Origin of the sequence: Bradyrhizobium prioriisuperbiae, assembly GCF_032397745.1 — a bacterium.
Taxonomy (GTDB): domain Bacteria; phylum Pseudomonadota; class Alphaproteobacteria; order Rhizobiales; family Xanthobacteraceae; genus Bradyrhizobium_A; species Bradyrhizobium_A prioriisuperbiae.
Genome location: NZ_CP135921.1, coordinates 8,879,294 through 8,906,215, shown reverse-complemented (window position 1 = coordinate 8,906,215; position 26,922 = coordinate 8,879,294). Strand labels below are relative to the sequence as shown.

The 26,922-nt window shown below is 64.4% G+C and carries 22 protein-coding genes and 1 tRNA gene; 11 read left to right on the top strand and 12 right to left on the bottom strand.

The window, feature by feature from the left end:
• Nucleotides 1-44: 44 nt before the first annotated feature.
• Entirely contained in the window at nt 45-1,826 is a 1,782-nt protein-coding gene (locus RS897_RS41345; protein WP_315834412.1) for an acyl-CoA dehydrogenase family protein, read from the bottom strand.
• Nucleotides 1,827-2,158: 332 nt separating this feature from the next.
• Here RS897_RS41345 and RS897_RS41340 point away from each other — a divergent pair.
• From RS897_RS41340 to RS897_RS41310, 7 genes are all read left to right on the top strand, one after another.
• A tRNA-Gln gene (locus tag RS897_RS41340) sits at nt 2,159-2,233 on the top strand.
• Between the two features lie 38 nt (nt 2,234-2,271).
• Entirely contained in the window at nt 2,272-3,774 is a 1,503-nt protein-coding gene (gene pdxR / locus RS897_RS41335) for a MocR-like pyridoxine biosynthesis transcription factor PdxR (protein ID WP_315834411.1), read from the top strand.
• 12 nt (nt 3,775-3,786) lie between these two features.
• Nucleotides 3,787-3,939 (top strand): hypothetical protein, encoded by a 153-nt coding sequence (locus tag RS897_RS41330; RefSeq protein WP_315834410.1) that lies wholly within the window; start codon nt 3,787-3,789, stop codon nt 3,937-3,939.
• A gap of 21 nt (nt 3,940-3,960) precedes the next feature.
• Complete coding sequence (locus RS897_RS41325; protein WP_315834409.1) at nt 3,961-5,565, top strand: ABC transporter substrate-binding protein; 1,605 nt, start codon at nt 3,961-3,963, stop codon at nt 5,563-5,565.
• Nucleotides 5,566-5,581: 16 nt separating this feature from the next.
• Nucleotides 5,582-7,582, top strand: a complete 2,001-nt coding sequence (locus RS897_RS41320; protein ID WP_315834408.1) for a hydantoinase/oxoprolinase family protein — start codon at nt 5,582-5,584, stop codon at nt 7,580-7,582.
• Nucleotides 7,579-9,168 carry a hydantoinase B/oxoprolinase family protein gene (locus tag RS897_RS41315; protein WP_315834407.1) on the top strand — a complete coding sequence of 530 codons (1,590 nt, stop codon included), beginning with the start codon at nt 7,579-7,581 and terminating at the stop codon, nt 9,166-9,168. The genes RS897_RS41320 and RS897_RS41315 overlap by 4 nt, the downstream gene beginning before the upstream one ends.
• Nucleotides 9,165-10,490 carry an aminotransferase class III-fold pyridoxal phosphate-dependent enzyme gene (locus RS897_RS41310; RefSeq protein ID WP_315834406.1) on the top strand — a complete coding sequence of 442 codons (1,326 nt, stop codon included), beginning with the start codon at nt 9,165-9,167 and terminating at the stop codon, nt 10,488-10,490. Before RS897_RS41315 ends, RS897_RS41310 begins: the two co-directional genes overlap by 4 nt.
• Nucleotides 10,491-10,516: 26 nt before the next feature.
• Here the strand turns inward: RS897_RS41310 and htpX are convergent, their stop codons facing one another.
• Nucleotides 10,517-11,437, bottom strand: coding sequence for a zinc metalloprotease HtpX (htpX, locus tag RS897_RS41305; RefSeq protein WP_315834405.1), 921 nt, complete (start codon nt 11,435-11,437; stop codon nt 10,517-10,519).
• 207 nt (nt 11,438-11,644) lie between these two features.
• On the opposite strand from htpX, the gene RS897_RS41300 reads away from it, so the two are divergent.
• Nucleotides 11,645-12,874, top strand: coding sequence for an LLM class flavin-dependent oxidoreductase (locus RS897_RS41300; RefSeq protein WP_315834404.1), 1,230 nt, complete (start codon nt 11,645-11,647; stop codon nt 12,872-12,874).
• Nucleotides 12,875-12,899: 25 nt separating this feature from the next.
• Here RS897_RS41300 and RS897_RS41295 read toward each other — a convergent pair whose 3' ends face one another.
• From RS897_RS41295 to lpxD, 5 genes are all read right to left on the bottom strand, one after another.
• A complete protein-coding gene (locus RS897_RS41295; RefSeq protein WP_315834403.1) occupies nt 12,900-13,697 on the bottom strand; it encodes an ABC transporter ATP-binding protein in 798 nt (265 codons plus the stop codon).
• Complete coding sequence (locus RS897_RS41290; protein ID WP_315834402.1) at nt 13,694-14,695, bottom strand: FecCD family ABC transporter permease; 1,002 nt, start codon at nt 14,693-14,695, stop codon at nt 13,694-13,696. The genes RS897_RS41295 and RS897_RS41290 overlap by 4 nt, the downstream gene beginning before the upstream one ends.
• Before the next feature lie 10 nt (nt 14,696-14,705).
• Complete coding sequence (locus RS897_RS41285) at nt 14,706-15,713, bottom strand: iron ABC transporter substrate-binding protein (protein ID WP_315838917.1); 1,008 nt, start codon at nt 15,711-15,713, stop codon at nt 14,706-14,708.
• A 90-nt stretch (nt 15,714-15,803) separates the two neighbouring features.
• Complete coding sequence (locus tag RS897_RS41280) at nt 15,804-16,652, bottom strand: 3-hydroxybutyryl-CoA dehydrogenase (protein ID WP_315834401.1); 849 nt, start codon at nt 16,650-16,652, stop codon at nt 15,804-15,806.
• A 131-nt stretch (nt 16,653-16,783) separates the two neighbouring features.
• Nucleotides 16,784-17,812 (bottom strand): UDP-3-O-(3-hydroxymyristoyl)glucosamine N-acyltransferase, encoded by a 1,029-nt coding sequence (lpxD, locus tag RS897_RS41275; RefSeq protein ID WP_315834400.1) that lies wholly within the window; start codon nt 17,810-17,812, stop codon nt 16,784-16,786.
• 427 nt (nt 17,813-18,239) lie between these two features.
• On the opposite strand from lpxD, the gene RS897_RS41270 reads away from it, so the two are divergent.
• Entirely contained in the window at nt 18,240-18,971 is a 732-nt protein-coding gene (locus RS897_RS41270) for a response regulator transcription factor (RefSeq protein ID WP_315834399.1), read from the top strand.
• Entirely contained in the window at nt 18,968-20,341 is a 1,374-nt protein-coding gene (locus RS897_RS41265; RefSeq protein WP_315834398.1) for an ATP-binding protein, read from the top strand. The genes RS897_RS41270 and RS897_RS41265 overlap by 4 nt, the downstream gene beginning before the upstream one ends.
• Nucleotides 20,342-20,350: 9 nt before the next feature.
• On the opposite strand, the gene RS897_RS41260 is transcribed toward RS897_RS41265, so the two are convergent.
• The 3 genes from RS897_RS41260 to RS897_RS41250 all read right to left on the bottom strand — a co-directional run bounded on the left by RS897_RS41260 (nt 20,351) and on the right by RS897_RS41250 (nt 22,637).
• Nucleotides 20,351-21,220 carry a DUF3313 domain-containing protein gene (locus tag RS897_RS41260; protein WP_315834397.1) on the bottom strand — a complete coding sequence of 290 codons (870 nt, stop codon included), beginning with the start codon at nt 21,218-21,220 and terminating at the stop codon, nt 20,351-20,353.
• A gap of 206 nt (nt 21,221-21,426) precedes the next feature.
• On the bottom strand, nt 21,427-22,470 hold the full coding sequence (locus RS897_RS41255; protein WP_315834396.1) for an alpha/beta fold hydrolase: 1,044 nt from the start codon (nt 22,468-22,470) through the stop codon (nt 21,427-21,429).
• A 38-nt stretch (nt 22,471-22,508) separates the two neighbouring features.
• The gene (locus RS897_RS41250) at nt 22,509-22,637 is read right to left on the bottom strand and encodes a hypothetical protein (RefSeq protein WP_315834395.1); all 129 of its coding nucleotides are present in this window, start codon (nt 22,635-22,637) and stop codon (nt 22,509-22,511) included.
• Between RS897_RS41250 and RS897_RS41245 the strand changes: the two genes are divergently transcribed.
• Nucleotides 22,627-23,913, top strand: a complete 1,287-nt coding sequence (locus tag RS897_RS41245) for a Zn-dependent hydrolase (RefSeq protein WP_315834394.1) — start codon at nt 22,627-22,629, stop codon at nt 23,911-23,913. The two genes, RS897_RS41250 and RS897_RS41245, sit on opposite strands and share 11 nt — an antisense overlap.
• A 7-nt stretch (nt 23,914-23,920) precedes the next feature.
• Here the strand turns inward: RS897_RS41245 and hutU are convergent, their stop codons facing one another.
• The gene (gene hutU / locus RS897_RS41240) at nt 23,921-25,585 is read right to left on the bottom strand and encodes a urocanate hydratase (protein WP_315834393.1); all 1,665 of its coding nucleotides are present in this window, start codon (nt 25,583-25,585) and stop codon (nt 23,921-23,923) included.
• Between the two features lie 66 nt (nt 25,586-25,651).
• Nucleotides 25,652-26,860: an imidazolonepropionase gene (gene hutI / locus RS897_RS41235; protein WP_315834392.1), complete on the bottom strand. Its 1,209-nt coding sequence runs from the start codon at nt 26,858-26,860 to the stop codon at nt 25,652-25,654.
• Nucleotides 26,861-26,922: the final 62 nt, after the last annotated feature.

Sequence of the window (26,922 nt, the reverse complement as noted above, 5' to 3'; positions counted from 1 at the left end):
ATGTCCAATTTGCGTCTGCGTGTACACAAGGATGGCGGACAGCCTTATGTCACCAGCACCGCGTCGGCGCCGTTCACCGCGTCCGCACTGTCGATCACCATGCGTTCGAGTCCTCCTGCCTGCACCGTGATGTTCTCGGCGAAAAAGCGTGCGAGCGTGGCATAACGTTGGCCGTCGTACTGGTTCTGGCCGTCGGTCGGCGTGGCCAGCGCTTCCTTGGCCAGCATGCAGCCGCCAAGTGTCGATCCGAACAACCTCAGATAAGGCGTCGCGCCGGCAAGCGCATCGTTCGGCGCCGATGTCACGCGCTCCAGCAGCCAGCGGCTGGCGCGGTCGAGGGAACCCAGCGCATCGCGTAGTTTCGCCCCAGTTGTGCCGAACGCCGGATCGTTGGAGCGCTCTATCTGTTCGACGATTTTTGTGAGCTCGTCCATCAGCGCCCACACCGCCGCGCCGCCCTGGGCCGCGAGCTTGCGGGTGACGAGATCGATCGACTGGATGCCGTTGGTGCCTTCATAGATCGAGGTGATGCGCGCGTCGCGATAGTGCTGCGCCGCGCCGGTTTCCTCGATGAAGCCCATGCCGCCATGGATCTGCACACCGAGCGAAGTGACTTCATTGCCGATGTCGGTGGAAAACGCCTTTGCGATCGGGGTCAGCAGTGCGGCGCGGGCAGCGGCGGCCTCGCGCACCTTGGCATCGGTCGCGCGCTGCGAGACATCGATGGCGACCGCTGTGGCGTAGCAGATGGTTCGCGCCGCGGCGGTCAGTGCGCGCATCTGCATCAGCATGCGCTTGACGTCGGGGTGAACGAAGATCGGATCGGATGCGTCCTTGCTGCCGACAGCCTTGCCTTGGCGGCGCTCGTGAGAAAAGGCGAGAGCCTGCTGATATGCGCGGTCCGCAATGCCGACACCTTCCAGGCCGACGCCGAGGCGGGCCTGATTCATCATGGTGAACATGCAGAGCATGCCGCGGTTCTCTTCGCCGATCAGGTAGCCGATCGCGCCACCCTTGTCGCCCATGGTCATGGTGCAGGTTGGCGAAGCATGCATGCCGAGCTTGTGTTCGACGCCGCTGGCGTAGATGTCGTTGCGGGCACCGAGCGAGCCGTCGGCATTGACCATGAACTTCGGCACCAGGAACAGCGAGATCCCCTTGGTGCCGGCGGGCGCATCTGGCAGGCGCGCCAGCACGAAGTGCACGATATTATCGGTCATATCGTGCTCGCCATAGGTGATGAAGATCTTTGTACCGCTGAGGCGATAGCTGCCGTCGGCAGCACGCTCGGCCTTGCTGCGCAATGCGCCGACGTCGGAGCCGGCCTGCGGCTCGGTCAACTGCATGGTGCCGGTCCATTCGCCCGACACCAGCTTGGCGAGATAGATCTTTTTCAGCTCTTCGCTGCCGTGCGCCTCCAGCGCCTCGATGGCGCTGGCAGTGAGCAGCGGGCAAAGGCCGAAGGCGATGTTGGACGCACTCCAGATTTCGGTGCAGGCGGCATTGATGACCAATGGCAGGCCCTGGCCGCCCCATTCCTCGGAGCCGGACACCGCGTTCCAGCCGGCTTCGGTCCAGCGGCGATAGGCGTCGGGCCAGCCGGGGGCGGTGGTCACCTTGCCGTCGTTCAGCTTGATGCCGGCCTTGTCGCCTTCGCGATTGAGCGGCGCCAGCACGTCAGTTGCGAAGCGGCCGGCCTCCTCGAGAATGGCGGCCGTCATGTCGGCGTCGAAATCACCGTAATGGCCGCCCTTGACCGCTGCCGAAAGGCCGGCGCCGTGGTTGAGTGCCAGCAGCATGTCGTTGATCGGTGCGCGGTAGGTCATGAGCGTGTTCTCTCCTGATGGGCGGCGGTGACCGCCGGCTCTTTCGTGCCATTTATCGGGATAAGTGCCCTGTATGCCACATATAATGTGAAGGGCCAGACGGTCCCCGTTGTCCGCAAATTGCCATGCCGGCGGGGTCGCTTCAAACAAAAGCGGCCCAAGGCCGCCCCGGCAGCCAGGGCCGCGGGCGGATTTGTCACGGAGAGCCGAGAACAACCGCCTTCAGTCCGTAAAACCCATGATCGCGTGCTTGAAATGGCCGATTTCCCCCTATACACCGGCGGTGCCTGAGGATATCTGCGCGGCCCAAGCCCCGCCGCCTCCAGGCCCGTTGGGGCGTCGCCAAGTGGTAAGGCAGTGGATTTTGATTCCACCATGCGGAGGTTCGAATCCTCCCGCCCCAGCCAGGTTTTAGTGGTCCGTTCGGAGGCCAAATCCTCCCCACATGGAAAAGTCCCGCCTCCTGAATAAGCGCGTATCCATCGCCGGAATCCACATCGAGCGCGCCTCGGCGGTTCCGCTTCATCTGCAGATCGCCGCCTATCTGCGCAGCTGCATCCTCCAGGGTATTTTTCCGGCGGGAACGCAGTTTCTCGGGTCGCGGGAAACCGCGCGAGAACTGGGGTGTTCGCGAACGGTGGTGCTGACGGCGTGGGATCTGCTCTATGCCGAAGGCTATCTGGAATCGACGCCACGCGGCGGCGTCAAGGTGGCGTCGGTCACGGCTGCCCATGCGCGGCCCGTTCCAGCCGCGTCCGCCGCGGGGGCGTCGACCGGCGGCACGACCGCACACATCTCCGCGCGGTGGCGGTCGCTGCTGGCGTCCGAATACGAGACCAACTGGGCGTCCGAATTCGCTCCAGGCGCACCGGATATCTCGCATTTTCCCTTCAGGGAATGGTCCCGGCTGCTGCGTCAGAGCTGGCAGAATCCACGACATCCAGATTGTCTCGACCTTCCGCCGCAGGGACATCCGTCGCTGCGGCGTGAAATCGCGAACTTTCTGGGTTCGGTGCGCGGTTTGGTCTGTACGCCAGACGAGGTGGTGGTGACCTCGGGCACCTCCGGCGCACTGGATGTCTGCAGTCGGATGATCCTCGATCCTGGCGACGAGGTCTGGGTCGAGGAGCCGGGTTTTGTCGAGGCACGGTGGGCACTGACCGCCGCCGGCGCTAGGCTGGTGCCGATCCCGGTCGACGACCAGGGCCTGCGCGTGTCCGAAGGCATTCGTCGTGCGCCACGGGCAAAGCTGATCGTGGTGACGCCATCGCATCAGTATCCGCTCGGCGTCAGCATGGGACTGGAGCGGCGCCTCGAACTCCTGGACTGGGCGAACAAGAACGATCTCCGGATCATCGAGGACGACTACAATTCGGAGTTCAGGCATCAGGACAGCATGATCGCGTCGCTGCGGTCGCTCGACCGCGAGGGGCGGGTGATCTATCTCGGCACCTTTTCCAAGATCATGATGCCGAGCCTGCGGTTGGGCTACATGGTCGCAGATAAGCGGTTCGTCGACACCTTCGCCAAGGGCCGGGCGCGGATCGACGTGCACACGTCCGGTATCGGCCAGCTCGCGTTGGCGGAGTTCATGCGCGAGGGACATCTGCTGCGGCACTTGCGGCGGATGCGGAAGGTTTATGCCGCGCGGCGGCAGGCGCTGATCGACGCCATCGCCGCGCAGATGCCAAACGACCTGACCGTGTCTGCGGCGGCCACCGGATTGCACCTGGTGGCCCTGTTCACCGATCGTATGCGGGCGCGGATGAGCGACGTGGAGGCGGCGACGCTGATCCGGCAGGTGGGCATTCACGTCCAGCCGCTGTCGCAGAACCATCTGGAGCCGCCGACCCGGCAAGGCCTGGTCTTCGGCTACGGACGGTTGCAAACCGATGATGTGTTCCGGCTGATCGCCAGGATCGCGACATGCCTCGGCAGCGATGCCTGATAATGCGACGGCATGCCGTATCTGAAGGCAGTGTTGCACCGAGATGTGCAACTGTCGCCAGAGCAGGAACAGGGCGACATGTCTATCCGGCTGGCCTACGAGTTTACAGCAACTCTGGCTCTGGTCCGCGGCGCAATGGATCTGTCAGAAATTCAGGCGGGATGATCCAGCAGGAGAAGCAGTGTGATGATGGCTGATCGCAGTTTCGTCTTGAAGATCCTGATCGCGGCATGTCTGTTGTCCGCGCCCGCTGCCGTGCAGGCCCAGACGCGCGCGGAGACGTTGCGCCAGGTGACGGGCAACACCATCAACACCCTGGATCCGACCATGCTGGGGGCGACACGCGAGGCATTCGGCGTGTCGGTCTCGATCTATGATCGGCTGGTCGCGTTCGACCGCAAGCGCGAAGGCAATGTCTGGGTGTTCGATCGCGCCAGGATCCGCGGCGAACTCGCCGAAAGCTACGAGGTGAGCCCGGACGGCCTCAAGATCACCTTCAAGCTGCGTCCTGCGAAATGGCATGACGGCACGCCGGTCACCGCCGAAGACGTCAAATGGTCGCTGGATCGCGCCGTCAGTGCCAAGTCGCTTGCCGCGGGGCAGATCGGGACGGGATCGCTGACCATGCCGGAGCAGTTCAGGGTTGTTGACGACCGCACGGTCGAGGTGACGCTGCCCAAGCCCGACCGCCTGGCGCTGGCCAATCTGGCGACGCCGCTGGCGCCCATCATCAACAGCAAGCTCGCCCGGCAGCATGCGACGGCGGAAGATCCGTGGGCGCAGGACTGGATGAAGACCAATACCGCCGGCAGCGGCGCCTACACCGTCGAAGCCTTCAAGCCCGGCGAGCAGATCGTGCTCCGGCGCAATGAGAATTGGACCGGCGGGCGCGACGGCAAGCTGCCGTTTTTCAAGCGCGTGATCGAGCAGACGATTCCGGAAGCCGCCACCCGCGCCAACCTGATCGAGAAGGGTGACGCCGATATCGCCATCGATCTGCAGGCCAGCGATGTGGTGTCGCTGCAGTCGGGCGGCAAGCTTCGGGTCGATTCGACGCCGCAGAGCAACGGCTTCACCATGATCGTCTTCAACACGCAGATGCCGCCGTTCGATAATGTTAAAGTGCGCCAGGCGGTCGCGGCCGCGCTGCCCTATGACGGCATGTTCAGCGCCGCGATCTTCAAGCGAGGCTTTCCACTGTTCAACGCTGCCTGGACGCAGCCGCCAAGCGGAAACTTCCCGCAGCCGATGCCGGTGACGACCGATCTCGCCAAGGCGAAGCAGTTACTGGCCGAGGCGGGGTTCGCCAGTGGTTTCAAGACCACCTTCACCATCAATGTCGGCTCGGCGTCCATCACGGAACCAATGGCCGCCCTGATCAAGGAGTCGCTGGCCAAAGTCGGGGTCGAAGTGGAAATCCAGAAGCTGCCCGATGCGCAGATGAGCACAAACATCACCGAGAAGAAGCTGCCGTTCTTCACGGAGTCTTCCAACGCGTGGCTGCCGACCACCGATTATTTCTTCCGAAACTTCTTCACCGCCAACCAGCGCTGGAACTACAGTTCGTGGAACGACGCCACCGTCGCTGACCTCGGCGCCAAGGCACGTTTCGAGCTGGACGCGGCCAGATACGAAGACATGAGCAGGCAGATGATTGCGGAATACGTCCGGGAGATGCCGCTGGTGCTGCTGTGGCAGGCCAATCAGGAGGCCGTGATGGCGCTGAACCTGGAGGGCTATACCTACTGGTTCCACCGCCAGGTTGATTTTCGCGATCTCAGCCGCAAGTAAACGGGGCACAATCGACGTGGACAGACTCTGGGAAATCGGCACCGACATCGGCGGCACTTTCACGGACATCATCGCCATCCGGCATGACACCGCGGAAACCCGCATTGCCAAAGTGCCGTCGCGTCCGCATGCGCCAGTGCAGGCGATGCTGGAAGCGATCGAAGCCGTCGGGCTGCGCAAGACCGAGGTCAAGCGTTTCATCCACGGCACCACCCGGATCACCAACGCGATTGTGGAAGGCAGGCTGCCGAAGGTTGCGCTGGTGGCGACAGAAGGCTTCGAGGACGTGCTGGAGATCGCGCGTTATCGCCGGCGCGATCTTTATCGCCTGGACATTCCGCCGAAGTCGCCCCCGCTGGTGCCGCCCGACCTGTGCTTCGGCCTTGCCGAGCGGCTCGATCATGACGGCGAGGTGCTCAAGCCGCTGGACGAGAACGAGATCGAGCGGCTGCTGGTTTGGCTAAAAGCGACTGGTGTGCAAAGCGTGGCGGTGGCCCTGCTTCATGCCTATGCCAATCCGGTGCATGAGAAGAAACTGGCGCAGCGCCTTGCGGGCATCGTGCCGCACGTCTCGCTGTCCCACGAGATCAACCCGGAGGCGCGCGAATACGAGCGGACATCGTCGACCGTGTTCAATGCGGCGGCGATGCCGATCGCAGTCGAGTACCTCAGCGAGTTGGAACACCGGTTGCCGATCGGGCCGGGACTGCAGGTGTTTCATTCCGCCGGCGCCATGATTCCGATTTCCGCGGTGAAACGCCGTCCGCTGGTGATGGCGATGTCCGGCCCCGCCGCCGGCGTATCGGCGTCGGTCGGCATTGCGCGCCAGCTCGGCACGGCGCGCATGCTGACCTTCGACATGGGCGGCACCACCACCGACGTCTGCCTGATCGTCGATGGCCAGGCCGAGATGGCCGACGGGCGCATGCTTGGCGACCGGCCGTTGCGTCAACCGATGCTGGCGGTGCATTCGATCGGTGCCGGTGGTGGCTCGATCGTGCGCAACGGCCCCGGCGGACTGACGGTTGGCCCTGAGAGCGCGGGATCGGAGCCAGGCCCCGCCTGCTATGGCCGCAGTGGTACCGCGCCGACCATTACCGATGCCAATGCGCTGCTCGGCTATCTCAATCCGGAGACCAGGCTCGGTGATGAGATCGGCCTCGACGTCGCGGCTGCCGAGCGTGTCATCGCGCCGATCGCCCAGGCGCTCGGGTTGGGCCTGACCGAGACGGCGCTTGGTATTGTCCGGGTTGCCAATGCGACAATGGCCCGAGCGCTGCGCCGGGTGACGGTGGAACGCGGCATCGATGGGCGCGATTGCACGCTGCTTGCCTTCGGCGGCGGCGGACCGATGCATGCGGCCGGGCTTGCGGAGATCTACGGCATCGGCGCGATCGTGGTGCCGGCCGCCTCCAGTGCGTTTTCCGCACTTGGCTGCCTCACGGCCGACTTCAGCTTCCTGCAGCAACAGACACTGCGCGTGGCGCTGGACGGCGTCGATCTCGCTGAGGTGTCAATGCGGATCGACACATTGATCGGGCTTGCGTCGGAGCCGCTTATCGCCAATGGCATCGCAAAGGCCTCGATCGGCATCGAGCTGGTGGCGCTGATGCGTTATGCCGCACAGAACGATGCCATTCCGGTGCCGTTCGTACTGCCGCTCGACGTCGCGCGCCTGCAAGACGATTTCCTGACCCGGCATCGCGAGCTGTTCGGGTACGCGACTGGGGAGAGCTGTGTGATCGAATCAGTGCGGGTGCAGGCACGCCAGCCGTCGACGACCGCGATTGGTCGGCCGGCGACCACGGTGCGACAGGCTTCCGCCGTTTGGCGCACATGCTCGTTCGACAATGCACCGGAGGTTCGAACTCTGATCGTGGACCGGGCGGCGCTTGCGGATATGGTCAGCGGGCCGGCAGTCATCGAAGACGCCTGGTCAACGGTGGTAGTGCCGCCGGGGTGGCAGGCGAAACCCGATGCTCTTGGAAACCTCTTCCTCACCAGGGTGGCGACATGAAACTCGATCCGTTTGCCGTCGAAGTGATCCGGCACGGCCTGTCCGCGGCCGCCGAGGAGATGAGCCTGGTGATGACACGCTCGGCCCGCTCGCCGCTGCTGCGCGAAGCCGGCGACCTGTCATCGGCGATCACCGATGCGAAAGGAGGGCTGGTCGGGCAGGGGCGCGATATCCCGATCCATCTCGGTGCGATGGCCTATACCATTCCCGAGCTCCTGAAGGTCGTCCCATCAGCCGGTCTGAACGATGGCGACGTGCTGATCTACAACCTCGGCGCGCTCGGCGGCAATCATCTCAACGACGTCAAGGTGGTGCGGCCGGTGTTTGTCGATGGCCGCATCGTGGCCTTTGCGATCAGCCTTGCGCACTGGCCCGATGTCGGCGGCACCTGGCCCGGGAGTTATTTTGCCAAGGCGATCGATACCTTTCAGGAGGCGATCCGGATTCCGCCGGTACTGATTGCGACCGCGGCCGGCGTGAATACACCGATTTTGCAGCTGCTGATCGCTAACGTGCGTGATCCCCAGGCCTGCGAAGGTGACCTGCTCGGACAGATCGCCGCCACCAGAGCCGGCGAGAAGCGGATTGTGGAGCTCTGCCGGCAACACGGCACGGAGATGTTCCTTGCTTCCTTGTCGCGCCTGCACGATCTGTCGGAGATCGAGATGCGGGACGCGATCCGCGAGCTGCCTGACGGGGTCTATCAGGGTGAGGATTTTCTCGACGACGGCGACATCGGCGGCGCGCCCGCACGCATCCATGTCAAGATCAGCATCACGGGCGATGAGGCCACCTTCGACCTGTCGGGAAGCTGCGACCGGGTCTCGAATTTCTGCAACACTACGCCGTTCATCGCCCGCTCCGCGGTGGCCTACGCCGCCCGCATCATGAGCGGGCGTGACATGCAGCAGAATGCCGGCGCGCTCCGTCCGCTTACCATCATCACCCGTCCGGGCTCCATCCTGGAGCCGGGCTGGACCGCGGCGGTTGCGGCCGGCAACCACGAGACCTCGATGCGAATTGTCGACGCAGTGTTCCGCGCCATGCAGGACGTGATTCCGGAGCGCCTGTCGGCCGGCGGCGCCACCACCTCCGGCATGCTGTTTTTCGCCGAGCCACGGGCGGACGGTTCCTGGAAGATGCTCTACGAAGTGCATGGCGGTGGTGAGGGTGCGCGGCACGATCGCGCCGGTGTGTCCGCGACCCGCGTGCATCTCGCCAACACCTCCAACACTCCGGTGGAAGTGATCGAGGCGAACTACAAGATCCGTGTCGAGCGACAGGCGATCCGCCGGCAATCCGGTGGAGCCGGCCGGCATCGCGGCGGCGACGGCGTTGTGCGCGCCTATCGCGTGCTGGCACCCTCCATGCATCTGACGACGTGTGTCGAGCGCATGGTGATCGCGCCATTCGGCTTGCAGGGTGGCGCGCCGGGGCAGGCATGCCGGATCTCGCTGGTCAGGCAAGGCGAAAATATCGAGATCGACGGCAAGTCGAATCTGGTGTTGCAGCGGGATGATCTCGTCACCATCGAGAGCTGCGGCGGTGGTGGTTATCGCGTGGCAGACATGGAAAGACAGCAATGAGCAGACTGTTGCGGACCGGCCTCAATGCCGGCGACAGCGCGCCGCTGACGGTGGTCGGCGGCGAGGGCGTCTATTTCCATCTCGACGACGGCCGCCGCCTGATCGACGGCAGCAACACCGGCGGCGGTCTCGGCCATCGCCACCCGGCGATGGTAGAAGCGATCCGCCGCGCCGCGGATACGCCGGTGGTCAACGAAGGCTGGACCTGGATCGGGCGTGAACAGGCCGCGGACGATCTGATCGGTACGGCGTTCAAGGGCGAGGAAAACTGGGTCGGTGCCGTGCGTTTCTGCATCAGCGGCAGCGAAGCCAACGATATGGCGCTGTCGTTGTGCCAGGCTCTGACCCAGCGCACTCCGCTCGCGACGCGGGAGCGCGCCTATCATGGTCTGGTCGGCCTGTCGCGCAGCATGACGGTGCAGCCGCAGTGGCACGGCGGCCTTGCCGTGCATGCCGGTGGGTCGCGCCGGCCCGCGGCCATGGCGCCGGTCCGGATTTTGCCGGCTCCGGAGGGCGCGATTTATGGCGCCCCGCCGAATGCCGCGTCCGCAAAGGAATTGCTCGCCGGTGCCGCGCAGACCCTGTCGGAGACCGCGGCGACGATCATCGACTATACCCAGGGCGGCATCTACTACGACGGCGCGTATCAGGACGAAGTCGCTGGCCATGCACGCCAGGCCGGTTCGATCTGGATCGCCGACGAGGTGGTGACGGGCGCCGGACGAGCAGGGCGCTGGTTTGCGTTTCAGGGCGCTGACAGCCGACCGGATATTGTGACACTGGGCAAATCGCTCGGCGGCGGTGCCGCGTCCGTCGCGGCCGTCGTGGTGTCGAAGGCGATCGTCGAACAGCTCAAGGGCACGAGCTGGCAGAATTACGGCACGCTGCGCGGTCATCCCATCAGTATGGCCGCCGTCAGCGCCTATCTGCGTGCTGTTGTGGAAGAGGATATCCTGTCGCGGGTGCGGACGCTGGAGGCATTGTTCGCGCGCCGTCTGCTCGAGATCGCGCGGCGGCATCCCAGTGTTTGCCGTGTCGCGGGGCAGGGCCTGCACTGGACGGTCGAGCTGCACGGACCGGACTGGCGCTTATGGAGTGCCGACACCACCGAGCAGCCGATCGCATCGCGGGTCGCACTGCGCGCCCTGGAGGCCGGCGCGGTGATCGGCACCAGCGGCGAACAGACCTCGCTGTTTCTGGCGCCGCCGCTGGTGATCTCCGAACACGAATCTGGACAGCTTCTGGATGCGCTCGATCACGGGCTGCAGGTTGCGGACAAGCATCACGAGCGCTCGCAGCGGTCATCAATGCGGCATGGCTGATAGCGTGGCCGGGATAGTCCGGTGCCTTAACCCCAGGGGCCGCGTGATTGCGACGAGCCGCCCGCACGGGAATCACGGGCCGTCGGACGCGCCGACGGCACCGAGCCGAACTCGGCGGCAAGCTGCTGCAGCGCGGCGATGCGGTTCTCGGTTGATGGATGCGTCGAAAACAGGTTGTCGACGCCGTGCCCGGACAGCGGATTGATGATGAACATGTGCGCAGTGGCCGGATTGCGCTCGGCCTCCATGTTCGGCACGGCGTGGGCGGCATTGCTGATCTTCACCAGGGCTGATGCCAGCCACATCGGCTGACCGACGATGCGCGCGCCGAGATTGTCGGCCGCATATTCGCGGGTGCGGCTGATCGCCATTTGCACCAGCATGGCGCCGAGCGGCGCAAGGATCATCATCGCGATCGAGCCGATGATACCGGGGCCGTTGTTGTTGCGGTTACCACCAAAGAACATGCCGAACTGCGCCACCATCGAGATCGCGCCGGCGATGGTCGCGGTGATGGTCATCAGCAGCGTGTCATGATGCTTGATGTGCGCAAGCTCGTGCGCGATCACGCCGGCGAGTTCCTCGCGGCTCAGCGACTGCATCAGCCCGGTGGTCACGGCCACCGCCGCATTCTGCGGGTTGCGGCCGGTGGCGAACGCATTGGGCTGTGGGTTGTCCATCAGGTAGACCCGCGGCATCGGCAGCTTGGCCCGGCGGGCCAGATCCGCCACCATGTTCACGAGGTCAGGTGCCGTGCGTTGATCGACCTCCTGGGCGCCGTATGTCGACAGCACCATGCGGTCCGAATTCCAGTAGGCGAGAAGATTGGTCGCAGCCGCGATCAACAGCGCGATCATCGCGCCGCCGCTGCCGCCGATCAGGTAGCCTACGCCCATGAAAAGTGCGGTAAGGCCGGCCAAAAGCATCGCTGTTCGCAGATAACTCATGATTTTTTCCTCGTGCGGAACAGGTTGGGACCGATCCGTGGCGATTCAAGGGTTTGGGATGCGTCGCCGCGTCGCGCTTGCGGTTCACAGCACCGTGTCAATCCGACACAGATGCCGCCCTGCATCGCATCGGGGTTTATTGCGCCGCCGCAGCGGGTAGCTTACGAATACCTCTGCAACAATAACAAAATACGAGGAATCCCCGTCATGCCGCGCATCAAGTTTGGAGCCTTTCTCGCCCCGCATCATCCGATCGGCGAGCATCCGATGCTCCAGTTCCGCCGCGATCTCGACTTTGTCGAACAGCTCGATGCGCTCGGTTATGACGAGTTCTGGTGCGGCGAGCACCACTCCTCGGGCTGGGAAATGATCGCGTCGCCGGAAATGTTCCTGGCCGCGGCCGGCGAGCGCACCAAGCGCATCAAGCTTGGCACCGGCGTGATCTCGCTGCCGTATCACCATCCCTTCAATGTGGCGCAGCGTATGGTGCAGCTCGACTACATGACCGGTGGCCGCGCCATCTTCGGCTCCGGTCCCGGTGCGCTGGCTTCCGATGCGCACACCCTGGGCATCGATCCCATGACCCAGCGTGATCGCCAGGACGAGGCCATCGCCATCATCCGCCGCCTGTTCAATGGCGAGCGCGTGACGGCGAAAAGCGACTGGTTCACCATGAACGACGCCGCGCTGCAGATGCGGCCGCTGCAGGAAGACATGCCGTTCGTGGTGGCGTCGCAGATCTCTCCCTCGGGCATGACGCTCGCCGGCAAATACGGCATCGGCATCATCTCGCTGGGCTCGATGTCGACCCAGGGGCTGATGGCGCTGCCGACGCAATGGGGCTTTGCCGAGGATGCGGCGAAGAAGCATGGCCAGACCGTGAGCCGCGCCAACTGGCGCGTGCTCTTGAGCTGGCACGTCGCCGAGACGCGGGAGCAGGCGCGGCGCGAAGCCGGCCCCGGACTGATGCGCTGGCACAATGAGTATAACGTTGGCACCCTGCAGCGGCCCGGGCTCACAGCATTCGCCTCGCCCGACGACGCGGTGGACAAGACCGCCTTTGTCGAAGGTGCCGCCTCGGTGATCGGCACGCCCGATGATCTGGTGACAATGATCCGCAACCTGATGGAGGCGAGCGGCGGCGTTGGCGTGGTCATCGGCTTCGCCCACGACTGGGCCAATCCGGAAAACACCCGTCGCAGCTGGGACATGGTGGCGCGTTATGTGGTGCCGGAGATCAACGGGTATATCGATGGCCTGCGCAAGTCGCAGACATTCGTGATCGAGAACCGGGCGATCTTCGAGCGCGCCGGACAGGCGGTGATGGCCAAGATCATGGAGAACGAGAAGGCGGCCGCGGCGCTGTCGGTGACGGGCCCCGGCCGTGTCGCGATCCCTGCCGTGAACGCTCCGGACCTGCAGAAGGCGAAGCGGTAGACGCGATCGCGTTGGGCGAACCGGCCTACACTGCTGGTGGGGCCATCTCCGTTCGGTCGGGGCCGACCACATGGCGGCCGGACGGGGTCTGCTCGACGCGCAACGCCAAACCATAAAGCTGCGACAGCTCCTGCGAGGTCATGACGGTTTCGACCGGCCCGGTGATGAAGCGGTCGTTGCGCCCGAGGATCGCGACATGGTCGGCGACCACGAACGCATGTTCGGGGTCGTGGGTCGACAGCACCACCGCAAGACCGCTGCGCGCTAGCCGGCGCACCGTGTCGAGCACCAGGCTGCGATTGCCGATGTCGAGGCTTGCGGTCGGCTCGTCCATCACGATGACGTGGGCCTCCTGCGCCAGCGCCCGGGCGATCAGGGCAAGCTGCTGCTGCCCACCCGAGATCCGTGTCGAATCCCGTTCCGCCAGCGCTGCGATGCCCAGTGTTTCGAGAGCTGTGGTCGCTGCGTCATGGTCGCGCGGCCCGGGCACGCCGAACGGACCGAGATAGGCGGTTCGTCCCATCACCACGAGATCGCGCACGGTGTAGGCGAACTCGGGTGGGCGCGCCTGCGGAACGTAGGCGACCTGGCGCGCGATGGCCTGGCGATCAAGCTGCTCGAGGTTTTTGCCATCGATCTGAACCGAGCCTGCGAGGGGCGGGATCAGGCCGAGCAGGGTCTTGAACAGCGTGGTCTTGCCGATGCCGTTCGGCCCCAGCAGGCAGGTGACGGTGCCCGCCGCGAGTGACAGGTCGAGGCCGGCGGCGATCCGCGTGGCGCCATATCCGATCGACAGTTTGCGGGCCTCAAGCAGCGCCGTCATGGCAACAATTCCCGGCGGCGTCGGGCGAGCAGCCAGACGAACACCGGTCCGCCGATCACGGCAGTCAGCACACCGAGTGGAATCTCAATGCGCGCGGCCGAGCGCGCTAGCGTGTCGACGCCAATCATGAAGGACGCGCCGAGCAGGATCGCCGCGGGCAGCAATCGGTCGAAGCGCGGCCCGACCAGCATCCGCGCCATGTGCGGCACCATCAGTCCGACCCAGCCGATCACACCGGAGATCGCCACCGCGCTTGCGGTAACAAGGGTCGCGGCGGCGATCACCACGATCCGCAATGCGCTGACGTTGACGCCCAGTGCGCGGGCTTCGTCGTCGCCGAGCGAGAGCACGCCAATGCGCCAGCGCAGCAGCAGCAGCGGTGCCAGCCCAAGCGCCACCAGCGGAGCGGTCGCTGCGATGTCGCTCGCCTTGATGCCGGCGAGACTGCCGAGCAGCCAGAACGTGATCGCCGGAAGCTGGTTGTAGGGATCGGCCAGCACCTTGACCAGCGAGATGGCGGCGCCCGCGAGCGCGCCGACCACGATGCCGGCCAGCACCAGAACCAGCACGTCGCCTCCGCCGCGCAGTGCGCGGGCGAGTGTCGCGACAACCATCACTGTCACCAGACCGCCAATGAACCCGAACACCTGGATCGCCATCACAGGCAAGCCAAGCAGGATGCCGAGCACAGCGCCGAGGCCGGCGCCGGTCGAGACGCCGAGAATGTCGGGAGAGACCAGCGGATTGCGGAAGAGGCTTTGATAGGCCGCCCCGGCGGCCGCGAGCGCAGCGCCCACGAAACCTGCAGCCGCGACGCGCGGAAAACGAATGTTGAAGAGTACGGTGTCGACGGGGCTCGATCCGTCACCGAAGGGCCGCTGCAGGATAGCATCGAGCACCGTCGGCAGCGAAATATGATAGGGGCCAATTCCTGACGCGATCGCAGCCATCGCGACAAGAAGGATCGTCAGCAGAACGAAGACAGTTGCCGTGCGCAAGACGGGGTCCTCAGCCTCCGGAATTGTCGAGCAGCCGGGTGAGATCACTGTCGGTCAGATCGACCTGGTAAAACACATGATAGAATGTCCGCACCTGTTCGCGCAGGTCGCCGGGTGCCTTGTCCGGATAGAGTGTATGCAGCAGCCAGGTCAGGCCGATCAGCCGGTTCACGGATGGTGGCGCGTCGATGAAGCCATAGGGCAGACCTGGCGCCAGGAAGACGCGGCCGGCTGCCACCGCAGGCACCGGCTGCCACTCCGCCTTCTGCGCCACGCTCCGCCGGAAGCCGCGGTCGAGCGTGATCAGCGTGTCAGGTGCCCATGCGATCAGCTGCTCCGGTGAGACCGGCGTAATGCCGCCCTTCGCGCGCAGGCCTTCGACCACATTGATGGCACCGACGCGCTCGATGATCTCGGTGTTGATCGAGCCGCGCGAGCCGGTCTCGAGTCCTTCCGGACCGCGGGCCAGATAGACGCGCGGCCGTTTGTCGGCAGGGACCTGCGCGAGCACGCGATCCACTTGTCCGAAGATTTCTTCAGTGGCGCGCGCCAGCGTTTCGCCGCGCTCCTTGACGCCGAGTACATCGGCAAGCAGTCGCAGCGCTGCCGCCGTGTTGCTGAAGCGTCCATCGATCAGGAGATAAGGGATACCGGCCTGTGTCTGGACCCGATCGGCGAGGGATCGATAGGTGTCGTTGATGCTGCCGAAATCGACGATCAGGTCCGGCTTCTCGGCGACCAACCGCTCGAGATTGAGGGTGTCGCCCCGGCCGGTGAGACGGCCGAGTTCTGGGAGTTCGCGCGTCGCCGGCAGCAGAAACGGCTTCTCAGTGTCCCGTGGCGCGCGCACCCAGCCCACCATGTCTTGTGGCGCCAGCACATAGAGCAGGGTGGAAGCCGGCGGTCCGGCGGCAAAGACCCTTGAGATCTTGTCGGGAACCTCGACCTGCCGCCCCGCGGAGTCGGTGACGGTCCGTGCGATGGCCGGTACCGTGAGCAGAGCGAGACCAAGGCCCATGACGAGGCCGAGAGCGACGCGGCGGCAAAATGTTTTCACGTCCCGGATCTCCGGAGATAACAAGGCGTAACGACCGAAGGCGTTATCGTCTCAATACTGATAGAAGCCGCGGCCGGTTTTCCGGCCGAGGTAGCCGGCATCGACCATTTCCTGCAGCAGCGGCGCCGGACGGTATTTCGGATCCTTGAAGTCGGCATAGAACACGTTCATGACCGCGAGCATGGTGTCCAGGCCAATCAGATCAGCCAGAGCCAGCGGTCCGATCGGGTGATTGGCGCCGAGCTTCATGCCGGCGTCGATCTCCTCGCGGGACGCCAGTCCTTCCTGCAGCACGAAGATCGCCTCGTTGATCATCGGGCACAGGATGCGGTTGACGACGAAGCCGGGCGCGTTCTTCACGCCAATCGGCGTCTTGCCGACACGGCGGGCCAATGCCTCGGTCTCCGCGAAGGTGGCTTCGCTGGTCTGCACCGCACGAATGATCTCGACCAGGCTCATGACTGGCACGGGATTGAAGAAGTGCATGCCGATAAAACGATCCGGCTTAGACAGCGTGGCCGCGAGCTTGGTGACCGAGACCGAGGAGGTGTTGGTTGCGATGATGCAGGACGGAGACGCGATGGATTCCATCTCCTTGAGAATGGTCTGCTTCAACCCGAGATTTTCGGTCGCGGCCTCGATGATGAAATCGGCCGAAGCCAACGCTTTCATCTCGGTGGTGGTGGTGATCGAGGCCAGCGCCGCGGTCTTGACGCTATCCTCTATCTTCTGCTTTTCGACAAGCTTGGACAGGCTGGCCGTGATCGACTTGATTGCGCGCGCCAGTGCGTCCTCGTTGATGTCGCGGACAATCACCTTGAGGCCGGCGACGGCGCAGATTTGCGCGATGCCGGTCCCCATCAATCCGGAGCCGATAATGCCGACAGTTTCAATGGCCATGATGGTCTCTTAAGCGTTGAATGACGTTATCAGATACTGTTCACAAAACCCCTGTTCGATCAAGGCAACGCGCGACAGAGCAGCCGCGCCCGGCGAAGCGGGATCGGCGGCGATAACAGCTCCTCGTGACGTCAGGTTTCCCGACGTCGTGTGATTTTCTTGAGCGTGGCGACCTGGCGGAAAAATTCGGTTCTGGGCTGGGCCGGACTGCCGACAACGGCCGATGCCGGCGCGACATCGGACATGACGCCGGCCTGCGCGGCGATCCGGGCGCCACGGCCGATCCGTACATGACCGGCGATCGCCGCCTGGCCGCCTATCTGGACGAAGTCCTCGATGGTCACCGATCCCGCAATGCCGGCTTGAGCAGCGATCGCACAGCATCGGCCGATCGTGACGTTGTGACCGATCTGCACGAGGTTATCCAAACGGGAGCCTGCGCCGATGATGGTGTCTCGTATCGATCCGCGATCGATGGTCGTATTCGCACCGATCTCGACGTCATCCTCGATGAGGACGAGCCCCAGTTGAGGGACTGACAGAAATCCGCTGCCGACGGTCGCAAAGCCAAAACCGTCCTGGCCGATTTTCGCGCCGGGATAGACGTGCACCCGGGCTCCCATCAGGCAGTGGCTGATGCTGGTCTGTGCACCAATTCGGCAATCGGGGCCGATGACGACGCCTTGGCCGACGACGCAATTGGCGCCGATCTGACAGCCGGGGCCGATCTCGGCGCCGTCTTCGATGATCGACAATGGCCCGATCTCGGCTGTCAGGTCGATGGTGGCCTGGGGTGAGACGATCGCCGAGGGATGAATGCCCGGTCGCGCGGCGCGACGCGGATGAAACAGGGCCGCGACCCGCGCCCACGCAGCGTAAGGCTCGCTTGTCACGATTGCGGTGGTTGTGTCGGGGACCTTGTGTTCCAGGTCCGGGTGCACGATGACCGCACCCGCCAATGTCTGCGTTAGCGTGGCCGCATAACGCCGGTTGTCCAGGAAACTCACCTCATTGACGGTCGCGTGCTGCAATGGCGCCACGCCGCTGAACCAAACATCTCTGTGCAACGCGCTGCCGTGCGCCGCTTGTACGATGGTTGCCAGATCGTAGGGGCCGTCACGGTGATAAAAACGAGAGTTGCCGGTCGATGCGATGACCATCAGAGACCGACGATCAAAAACGTCGTGCGAGCCCGGTTGGCACATCGTGTTTGCCGCGAGAGCGGCCGCAAAGAGAGTTTGGAGAGGAGTCTCGATTCATGCCGAAAGACAATGCGTCGCATAGTGACCTCCAGCTGCCTTGCGTCCGAATGCGGGCCAGTGAGGCCGCTTCGGTTCAGGGCAGGATGCCAGGATAGCAGGTTAATGCGTCAGGTCTTAGCGGGTTAGGGCCTGACGCGTCAGGTCGGTCTCTGCTTTCGGCGGTATTAAGAAATGTTTCCGGAGGGCTGTTTTTGCCTTGATTGAGTGGACGGTGAGCCCTGTGCCCGGCCATATTCGGCCATATTGGCAGGCGAGACCTGATCCCCGGGGATCAACAAACGGCTCGCAAACCATGACTCACCACCGGCGCTGGACTTCGAAATCGATGACCTCGGCACCCCTAAGTCCACCCGCCTGCGTTCTGCTCGTCGAGGACGACGCGGAGATATCCCGCATGCTCGCCGACGTGCTCGGCGAGAGCGGATTCAGGGTTCTGGTGGCGGCGTCTGCTGCCGACATGGATGCCTGCCTGGCGCGGCATCAGGTCGATGTGCTGGCGCTCGACATCATGCTGCCCGGCGAGGATGGGCTCAGCATCTGCAGGCGGCTGCGTGATACCTCCGAAATTCCGATCATCATGCTGACCGCGCTCAAGGAAGAAGTCGACCGTATCATCGGACTTGAGATCGGTGCCGACGACTACATGACCAAGCCGTTCAGTCCGCGCGAGTTCGTCGCGCGAATCCGTGCGCTGCTGCGTCGCAGCCAGAGCGACATGCGGGCTCATCCGGACAAGATGGAAGCGCTGTGCTTCTCCGGCTGGAAGGTCGATTGCGCCGCGCGCCAATTGCTCAATCCCGCCGGCGCGCGCGTCTCGTTGACAAGTGCCGAGTTCGATCTGCTGGCCGCATTTTGCCGCAACCCCGGGAAGATCCTGTCCCGCGAGCAACTGCTCGAATTGACTTATGGCGGTCTCGCCGGTCCGATCGAGCGCAGCATCGATGTCCATGTCAGCCGGATCCGCCGCAAGATCGAACCGGAGCCGGGCGATCCGGTGCTGATCAAGACCGTGCGCCTCGGCGGCTATCTGTTTACGCCGGCAGTCGAACTGCAATGACGCGATTGGTATGGCGGATCTTGCCGCAAACCATCCGGGGCCAGGTCAGCGGTCTGATCATCATCTCCCTCGCGCTGGTCAGTGTGATCATTGCCGGTCTTGTCCAGTTTCTTCCGCCGTCGCCGCGCTTCATCCAGACCACGTCCATCGTGCGGGCCGCGATTTTCTCCCAGCTCGCCAGCGCGCTGCCGGACGCTGAGATCGATACGCTCGTCACGTCCGCGGGCAATGCCGGAATACGTGTCGAGAAGGCATCCGCTGCTCAGCTCGCAACCTCGCCGACACCTGTCGGGCAGGCGCGACTGATGGCGATGCTCGACAGGCTCAGCGACGCGAAAGAAGCTGTGATCCTGAGGACGGCAGTGGCGCTGGATGACGATGTCTCCATGATCCTGGTTCGGCTCAAGCAAGGCAATCTGGTGTTTCGGCTGCCGCCGGATATGGGCCTGTTCCAGGTGCTGACCATGCGAGGCGCCGTTATCATGATGATCGTTGTCATCCTGCTGATCGGTCCGGCGATCTACGCCGCGCGCTGGATCATTTCGCCGCTGTCTTCATTTGCGAATGCGGCGCGGGCGTTCGGCTTGTCCATGAATGACAACCAGGTGCTGCCCGAACAGGGGCCACGCGAGATCGTCCAGGTGGCACAGGCGTTGAACGACATGCGCACCCGCATTCGCTCCATCGTCGAGAGCAGGACCCGGATGCTGGCGGCGATCGGCCACGATCTGCGAACGCCGCTGACCCGGCTGCGGCTGTACGCCGAATGGCCGAGCTCGGCCGCGGTGCAGGAGAACATGATCCGCGAGATCGCAACCATCGACAACATGCTGGGCGAGACGCTGACCTACCTGCGGGATGACCGGCGGGTCGAAGCCACGCTTTCAATCGACCTGCCCAGCCTGCTGCAGACGATCTGTTCTGAATTCAGCGACGTTGGCCACCCCGTATCTTACCGTGGGCCGGACCGGGTGGTTTATCTCTGCCGTCCCAATGCGCTGAGACGGGCGATGACGAACCTGATCGAAAACGGGATCAAGCACGGCACCGAGGTGTGGGTCAGCCTTCGGGTCCGTGACAGCGATGAGATCGAGATTGCCGTTGCCGATGACGGGCCGGGCATACCGCTCGAATTCCGGGAAAAAGCGTTCGAACCGTTCTTCAAGGTGGATTCCTCTCGGGCTGCCACGGCGCGACAGTCCGGCTTCGGACTCGGGCTTTCGATCGCGCGCGATGTGGTGCGGGATCACGCGGGCGAGATCACGCTCGATGATCGCGCGCCCCAGGGACTGATGGTGCGGATTGTGCTGCCGCCTTTGAAGGACTCATCGTGTGGTGATGCCTGCTCGCCCGCATTGAGCGCTGCGTGAACTGCAGTTCTATTTCCTCTCGCTGACGGCGACCTCGGCCCCCTTGTCGGTCCATTCCGGCGGCATTCCGAGTCGACCGGCCACCATGCCTGTCAGTCCGGACCGGCCGAAGCCGTCGCACACGGACTGTTTGGGGGCCGTGCCGAGCATCGATCCGATGCGCTGCATGGACGGCAGCGACGGCAAGGTCTGGAATGGGCTGGCACCGGTCACCAGCAGTTTGCTGAAGTCCTCGCCGAACGACGATGCGAGGTCATAGGCGTCGCCGGCCTGGGAGACCCGGGGCTGGCTGGTGAAGGAATCCGCTCCACGGGCCCATATCATCGCCGCTTTTTGTGTGCGTGATGCGTCGACGGCCTCCGCTTCCAGCGCGAGGCCACCGAGGCCGATCGGCACCCGCACCGATGGAATGGGGACGGATACCGAGAGCGCTGTTGTCGCCACCGTGGTGGCGACCGACAGCGCTTTCGATGCGGCGGCGGCGTTCTCGTCGGTCGGAATGATCCGCGTGATCGAGGCGTGTACCGTCAGGTCGGCCGGCTGGGCAAGCGCCACGATCTCGAACCGGTCACTTAAGCCGATGCACAGGGATCGGTTGACCGCATTGGCCACCAGGGCGCGCTGCGTATCCGATAGCTTGGCGTCGAGCGCCGAGAGCGCGAAGGTGGTCGGCATGATGCGAACCGTCTTTGCCGCCAGCACGTCCTCCTTGCTGACGCTGACCTTCGCCTGGGTCAGGACGCCGTTGCTGGCAGCCAGGCGGTCATAGGACGAGAGGGCGCCCTTCTGTTCAAGAGGGACCGCGGCGCAGTTGGCCACGAACGGCAGCACGGCAAGCGCGATGAGCAGCTTGCCCTGGGTCTCGAAATCTCTGGCCATGGGATGACACTTCGCCCTGTTGCCACTCCGCGAGGTCTCGGTTGCGGACTCTCGTCGGAGCAGGCGGTGTCATCTTTCGCCGCAGCTCGCGGCGTCTTGATGTTCGAAATGTTAAGAAATATTTCCGGGGCGTTTTTCTCCGGATGCGCCATGTCCCGGCAAGGTGACTGCCGGTTGTCTTGTTGTTTCGGACCGAAGCTCGTTCTCTATCTTGTCAGCGTCGCGCCGGTTTCCGGGTGCTGCAGCCATCCCAGCACGGCGTCATGGAAGCGCGCCGGCGCCTGGATCTGCGGCGAGTGGCCGAGATCGGGAAATTCGATCAGTTGCGCGCGCGGGAAACGCTTGGCCGCCTCCTTGCCCAATACCGGATAGTTGCCGAGTGTCGGGCGCACGTTCGGCGGCGCAGTGTCCTTGCCGATCGCGGTGGTGTCCTTGTCGCCGATCAGCAGTAGCACCGGCATGCCGATACGCTCGAATTCATAGAACACCGGCTGGGTCGCGATCATGTCATAGAGCCGCGCCGAGCTCGACGCCACGGCTTCGCGCCCGGGACCGCGATACATTCCGGCCAGCATCTGCACCCAGGGCTCGTATGACGGATCCCAGGTGTCGGCGTAATAAGTAGAGCGCTCATAGGCGCGAATGGCGTCGGCAGTGACGCGCTTTTCGCGCTCGTTCCAGCCGTCGAGACTGAGCCACGGTACGCCCTTCGCCTTCCAGTCTTCGAGGCCGATCGGATCGACCAGCACCAATTGGTCGACATCAGCCGGATACATCAGCGCATAACGCATCGCCAGCATGCCGCCGGTCGAGTGGCCCATGATCACCGAATGGTCGATCCCGAGTGAGGCAAGCAGCGCGCGGGTATTGCCGGCGAGCTGTTGGAAGGTGAATTGATAACGCTCCGGCTTGCTCGATTTGCAGAAGCCGATCTGGTCGGGCGCGATCACCCGATAACCCGCCGCCGTCAGCGCCTTGATTGAGCCGTCCCAGGTGGCGGCGCAGAAGTTTTTCCCATGCAGCAGCACCACGGTGCGGCCATTCGGCGTCGACGGCTTGACGTCGAGATAAGCCATCTCCAGTTGCTGGCCCTGCGAGCTGAAGCTGTAACGCGCGACCGGGTAGGGGTATTCAAAGCCCTGCAGTTCCGCTCCATAGGCCGGCTCGTCGGCGGGCGCCGCGAAGGCGGGCGCACACAGGCCCGCAGCGGTGGACAATGCGAGACCGAACAGGGTAGCAAAACGGAACATCAGGAAGTCCTGCAGGAGGGAATAGCCGGCGGCCCGGACTAGCCCATCACTTCGGTGGTATCCAGCAGGCTTTCGATGATTTGTTTGTGATCGATCGTGAAACCGGTGACGATCTGGCCGGGTATGACACGTTGATGAAACTGCAGAGGTAACAGGATGAAGGCCAATCTTCCGCTCGATGCCGACCGCCTCTGGAGCGATGTCATGGCGCTGGCTGACATCACCGATCCGGCGCGGCCCTACACGAGGCGCTCATTCACTGCGCTGTTTCTGGAGGGGCGCGAACTGCTGGTGAAGCGTTTCGCGGAGGCCGGCCTGACCACGCATATCGATACCGCCGGCAATCTGATCGGCCGGCTTGACGGCACCAATCCCGCGCTCGGTGTCATCGCGCTGGGCTCGCATAGCGACACCGTGCCGTCCGGTGGCCGTTTTGACGGCATCGCCGGAGTCGCCACCGGTCTGGAAGTGGTGCGGGCGCTGCGTGACGCCGGCATTCGCCTTGCGCATAGTATCGAGGTAGTCGATTTCCTGGCGGAAGAGCCGAGCGAATACGGCCTGTCCTGTGTCGGCAGCCGCGGCATGGTTGGCCTGCTCGACGGCAAGATGCTGGAATTGACGGAGCCCGGTGGCGAAAAGCTGCGCGACGCGCTGCGCCGTGTCGGTGGCGATCCCGATCGTCTCGATACCGCCCGGCGGGACGATATCAGGGCGTTCCTGGAGCTGCACATCGAACAGGGCATTGTGCTGGAATCCCAGTCCATCGATCTCGGCATTGTCACCTCGATCGTCGGCATTCGTCGCATCGAGGTCATCTTCGATGGCGCCGCCGATCACGCCGGCACCACACCGCTTGGCTTGCGGCATGATGCGCTGGTGGCGGCGGCCCGCACCGTCGCATCGGTGCGCGATGTTGCCGAGCAACTGGCGGCCGAGACATCGGGCTATTTCGTCGCCACCGTCGGCATTCTCAATGTCGAACCGAATGCCTCCAATGTGGTCCCCGGCCGCTGCCGCCTGGTCATCGATGTGCGTACCACCCACCTGGCAACGACCGCGCGTTTTGTCGAGATCATCGATCGCGCCAGCACAGAACATGCGGTCGCGGCAAAGGTGACACGTGCGGCCCTCACGACCTTGTCTGAGGGATCACCGGTGACCTGCGATCCAGTTCTCAGGGATGCCCTGCATCAGGGCGCGCAAAGTCTTGGCCTCAGCGCCACCGATCTCGCCAGCGGCGCCGGCCACGACGCCGCGTTCATGAGCCGGATCTGCCCGTCCGCGATGATCTTCGTGCCGTGCCGCAACGGCAAGAGCCACGCCCCGGAGGAATGGTCGGATCGCGATGAAATCGCCGCCGGTGCGGCTGTGATGCTTCAGGCGCTCAAGGCGCTTGATCGGTCGCTGGCGCGTCCAGCGACCTCCAGCGACGAGACCAAGTAACAGAGTCTCAGGCGAGGCCCGGCAGGTCGAGGCCGTTCTCTCTGGCGCAATCGATCGCGATGTCGTAGCCGGCATCGGCGTGGCGCATCACGCCGGTGGCCGGATCGTTCCACAGCACGCGCGCGATCCGTTCCGAAGCCTCTTTCGTGCCGTCGCACACGATCACCATGCCGGCGTGCTGGGAGAATCCCATGCCGACGCCGCCGCCATGATGCAGCGACACCCAGGTCGCGCCGCTGGCGCAGTTCAACAGCGCGTTGAGCAGCGGCCAGTCGGAGACCGCGTCGGAGCCGTCCTGCATCGCTTCGGTCTCGCGGTTGGGCGAGGCGACCGAGCCGGAATCCAGATGATCGCGGCCAATCACGATCGGCGCTTTCAATTCCCCGCGCGCCACCATCTCGTTGAAGGCGAGGCCGAGACGATGCCGGTCGCCAAGGCCAACCCAGCAGATTCGCGCCGGCAGGCCCTGGAACGCAATGCGCTGCCGCGCCATGTCGAGCCAGTGGTGCAGATGCGCATGGTTGGGCAGCAACTCCTTCACCTTCTCATCGGTGCGATAGATGTCCTCGGGGTCGCCTGACAGCGCCGCCCAGCGGAATGGGCCGATACCGCGGCAGAACAGCGGGCGGATGTAGGCCGGCACAAAGCCCGGGAAGTCGAACGCGTCCTTGACGCCTTCCTCCAGCGCCATCTGGCGGATATTGTTGCCGTAGTCGACCACGGGAATGCCCATGCGATGGAAGTCCAGCATGGCGCGGACGTGTTCGGCCATCGAGGCGCGGGCGGCGGTCGCGACGCCCTTGGGATCGCTCTCGCGGCGTCTCTCCCACTCGGCGATGGTCCAGCCCTTCGGCAGATAACCGTTGACCGGATCGTGCGCCGAGGTCTGGTCGGTGACCGCATCCGGCCGCACGCCGCGGCGCACCAGCTCGGGGAAAATTTCCGCGGCATTGCCGAGCAGGCCGACCGACACCGGTTTTTTGTCGCGGCCTGCTTGCGCGATGATGGCCAGCGCTTCGTCGAGGCTCGTGGCCTGCCGGTCGAGATACCGTGTGCGCAGCCGCATCTCGATGCGCGACGGCTGGCACTCGACGGCCAGGCACGATGCGCCGGCCATCACGGCGGCAAGCGGCTGCGCGCCACCCATGCCGCCGAGGCCGCCGGTGAGAATCCATTTGCCGGAGAGGTCGCCGCCATAGTGCCGGCGTCCCAGCTCCACGAAAGTTTCGTAGGTGCCCTGCACGATGCCCTGGCTGCCGATATAGATCCAGGAGCCGGCGGTCATCTGGCCGTACATCATCAGGCCCTTGCGATCGAGTACGCTGAAGTGCTCCCAGTTGGCCCAATGCGGCACCAGGTTGGAATTGGCGATCAGCACCCGCGGCGCGTCCGCGTGGGTGCGGAAGATGCCGACCGGCTTGCCGGACTGCACCAGCAGGGTCTTGTCGGCGTCCAGCCGCTGCAGCGCCGCGACAATGCGGTCGAAACTTTCCCAGTCGCGCGCGGCGCGGCCGATGCCGCCATAGACCACGAGCTCGCCAGGCTTTTCCGCCACATCCGGATCGAGGTTGTTCATCAGCATTCGCATCGGCGCTTCGGTGAGCCAGGATTTGGCGGAGAGGGTGTTGCCGCGCGGGGCGCGGATGATGCGGGCATTGTCGATACGGGTCATGTTGGTTATCCCTTGATATCGGTGGCCTCTGCGGCAGTGCGTCGCCGCCGGTGCAAACGTCGATGGTTATTGGCCGCGGTAGACCCGCGCATGCAGCGGATTGAACCCCATCCGGTACACCAGCTCGGCGGGTCGTCCGATATCCCAGATCGCGAGATCACAGCGCTTGCCGGCCTCGAGGCTGCCGACCTCATCGAATTGGCCGAGCGCGCGTGCCGCTTCCCGCGTCACCGCGGCAATGCATTCGTCGACCGTGAGCCGAAACAGCGTGGCGCCCATGTTCATGGTGAGCAGGATCGAGGTCAGCGGTGAGGTGCCGGGATTGCAATCGGTCGCAAGCGCAATCGGCACGCCATTGCTGCGCATGTGAGCGATCGGCGGCACCTGATGCTCGCGGATGAAGTAGTAGGCGCCGGGCAGCACCACGGCCACGGTGCCGGCGGCCTTCATCGCCGCGACGCCGGCCTCATCGGCATATTCGAGATGGTCCGCCGACAGCGCGCCGAATTTTGCGGCCAGCGCCGCGCCGTGCAGGTTGGAAAGCTGGTCCGCATGCAGGCGCACTGGAAGACCGAGCTCGCGGGCTTTGGTGAAAACCCGCGCAGTTTCTTCCGGCGAGAACGCAATGGTCTCGCAGAAGGCGTCGACGGCGTCTGCCAGGCCATCCGCAGCAATTGCCGGCAGCATCTCGTTGCAGACGCGATCGATATAGGCGGCGCTTTGGCCCTTCATGTCGGGCGGGGTGGTGTGCGCCCCGAGAAACGTGGTGCGGACCGACACCGTGTTCTCCTCGCCAAGCCGTCGTGCGGCCTGAAGCTGCCGGCGTTCGGTTACGAGTTCGAGGCCGTAGCCCGACTTGATTTCGATGGTGGTGACCCCTTCCGCGATCAAAGCATCAAGTCGCGGCTTGGCTGTTGCCACCAGGTCGTCGACGCTGGCTTCGCGCGTCGTCTTGACGGTGGAGACGATGCCGCCGCCGGCGCGGGCAATCTCCTCATAGCTGGCGCCGGCCAGGCGCTGCTCGAACTCGTGGGCGCGGTTGCCGCCATAGACCAAATGAGTGTGGCAATCGATCAAGCCCGGGGTGATCCAGCGTTCACCGCAGTCGATCCGCTCTTTTGCGTCGAATGCGGGGGCGTCCGCGGCCGGGCCGGCATAGACGATGCGGCCGTCGCGCGCGGCGATCAGGCCGTCGTCGACGATCCCAAGACCTTGCCGGGAAGGGGACAGCGTCGCAAGGCGACACCGGTGCCAGATGCGATCAACAACGGTCATGATGGTCGAAGCTCACGGGTGCTTGGCAGGCCGTCTATTTGTCTATACATATTAGATCCGCT

Excerpts from the sequence above, each read along its gene's own strand:
- RS897_RS41310 (WP_315834406.1), top strand. The coding sequence starts at position 9,165 with ATGAGCAGACTGTTGCGGACCGGCCTCAATGCCGGCGACAGCGCGCCG.
- lpxD (WP_315834400.1), bottom strand. The coding sequence starts at position 17,812 with ATGGTCATCGCATCGACCGGCAACTCTCGTTTTTATCACCGTGACGGC.
- pdxR (WP_315834411.1), top strand. The coding sequence starts at position 2,272 with ATGGAAAAGTCCCGCCTCCTGAATAAGCGCGTATCCATCGCCGGAATC.
- RS897_RS41300 (WP_315834404.1), top strand. The coding sequence starts at position 11,645 with ATGCCGCGCATCAAGTTTGGAGCCTTTCTCGCCCCGCATCATCCGATC.
- htpX (WP_315834405.1), bottom strand. The coding sequence starts at position 11,437 with ATGAGTTATCTGCGAACAGCGATGCTTTTGGCCGGCCTTACCGCACTT.
- RS897_RS41270 (WP_315834399.1), top strand. The coding sequence starts at position 18,240 with ATGACCTCGGCACCCCTAAGTCCACCCGCCTGCGTTCTGCTCGTCGAG.
- RS897_RS41315 (WP_315834407.1), top strand. The coding sequence starts at position 7,579 with ATGAAACTCGATCCGTTTGCCGTCGAAGTGATCCGGCACGGCCTGTCC.
- hutU (WP_315834393.1), bottom strand. The coding sequence starts at position 25,585 with ATGACCCGTATCGACAATGCCCGCATCATCCGCGCCCCGCGCGGCAAC.
- RS897_RS41280 (WP_315834401.1), bottom strand. The coding sequence starts at position 16,652 with ATGGCCATTGAAACTGTCGGCATTATCGGCTCCGGATTGATGGGGACC.
- RS897_RS41330 (WP_315834410.1), top strand. The coding sequence starts at position 3,787 with ATGCCGTATCTGAAGGCAGTGTTGCACCGAGATGTGCAACTGTCGCCA.
- RS897_RS41285 (WP_315838917.1), bottom strand. The coding sequence starts at position 15,713 with ATGGGCCTTGGTCTCGCTCTGCTCACGGTACCGGCCATCGCACGGACC.
- RS897_RS41345 (WP_315834412.1), bottom strand. The coding sequence starts at position 1,826 with ATGACCTACCGCGCACCGATCAACGACATGCTGCTGGCACTCAACCAC.
- RS897_RS41260 (WP_315834397.1), bottom strand. The coding sequence starts at position 21,220 with ATGGCCAGAGATTTCGAGACCCAGGGCAAGCTGCTCATCGCGCTTGCC.
- RS897_RS41325 (WP_315834409.1), top strand. The coding sequence starts at position 3,961 with ATGATGGCTGATCGCAGTTTCGTCTTGAAGATCCTGATCGCGGCATGT.
- RS897_RS41245 (WP_315834394.1), top strand. The coding sequence starts at position 22,627 with ATGAAGGCCAATCTTCCGCTCGATGCCGACCGCCTCTGGAGCGATGTC.
- hutI (WP_315834392.1), bottom strand. The coding sequence starts at position 26,860 with ATGACCGTTGTTGATCGCATCTGGCACCGGTGTCGCCTTGCGACGCTG.
- RS897_RS41295 (WP_315834403.1), bottom strand. The coding sequence starts at position 13,697 with ATGACGGCGCTGCTTGAGGCCCGCAAACTGTCGATCGGATATGGCGCC.
- RS897_RS41255 (WP_315834396.1), bottom strand. The coding sequence starts at position 22,470 with ATGTTCCGTTTTGCTACCCTGTTCGGTCTCGCATTGTCCACCGCTGCG.
- RS897_RS41265 (WP_315834398.1), top strand. The coding sequence starts at position 18,968 with ATGACGCGATTGGTATGGCGGATCTTGCCGCAAACCATCCGGGGCCAG.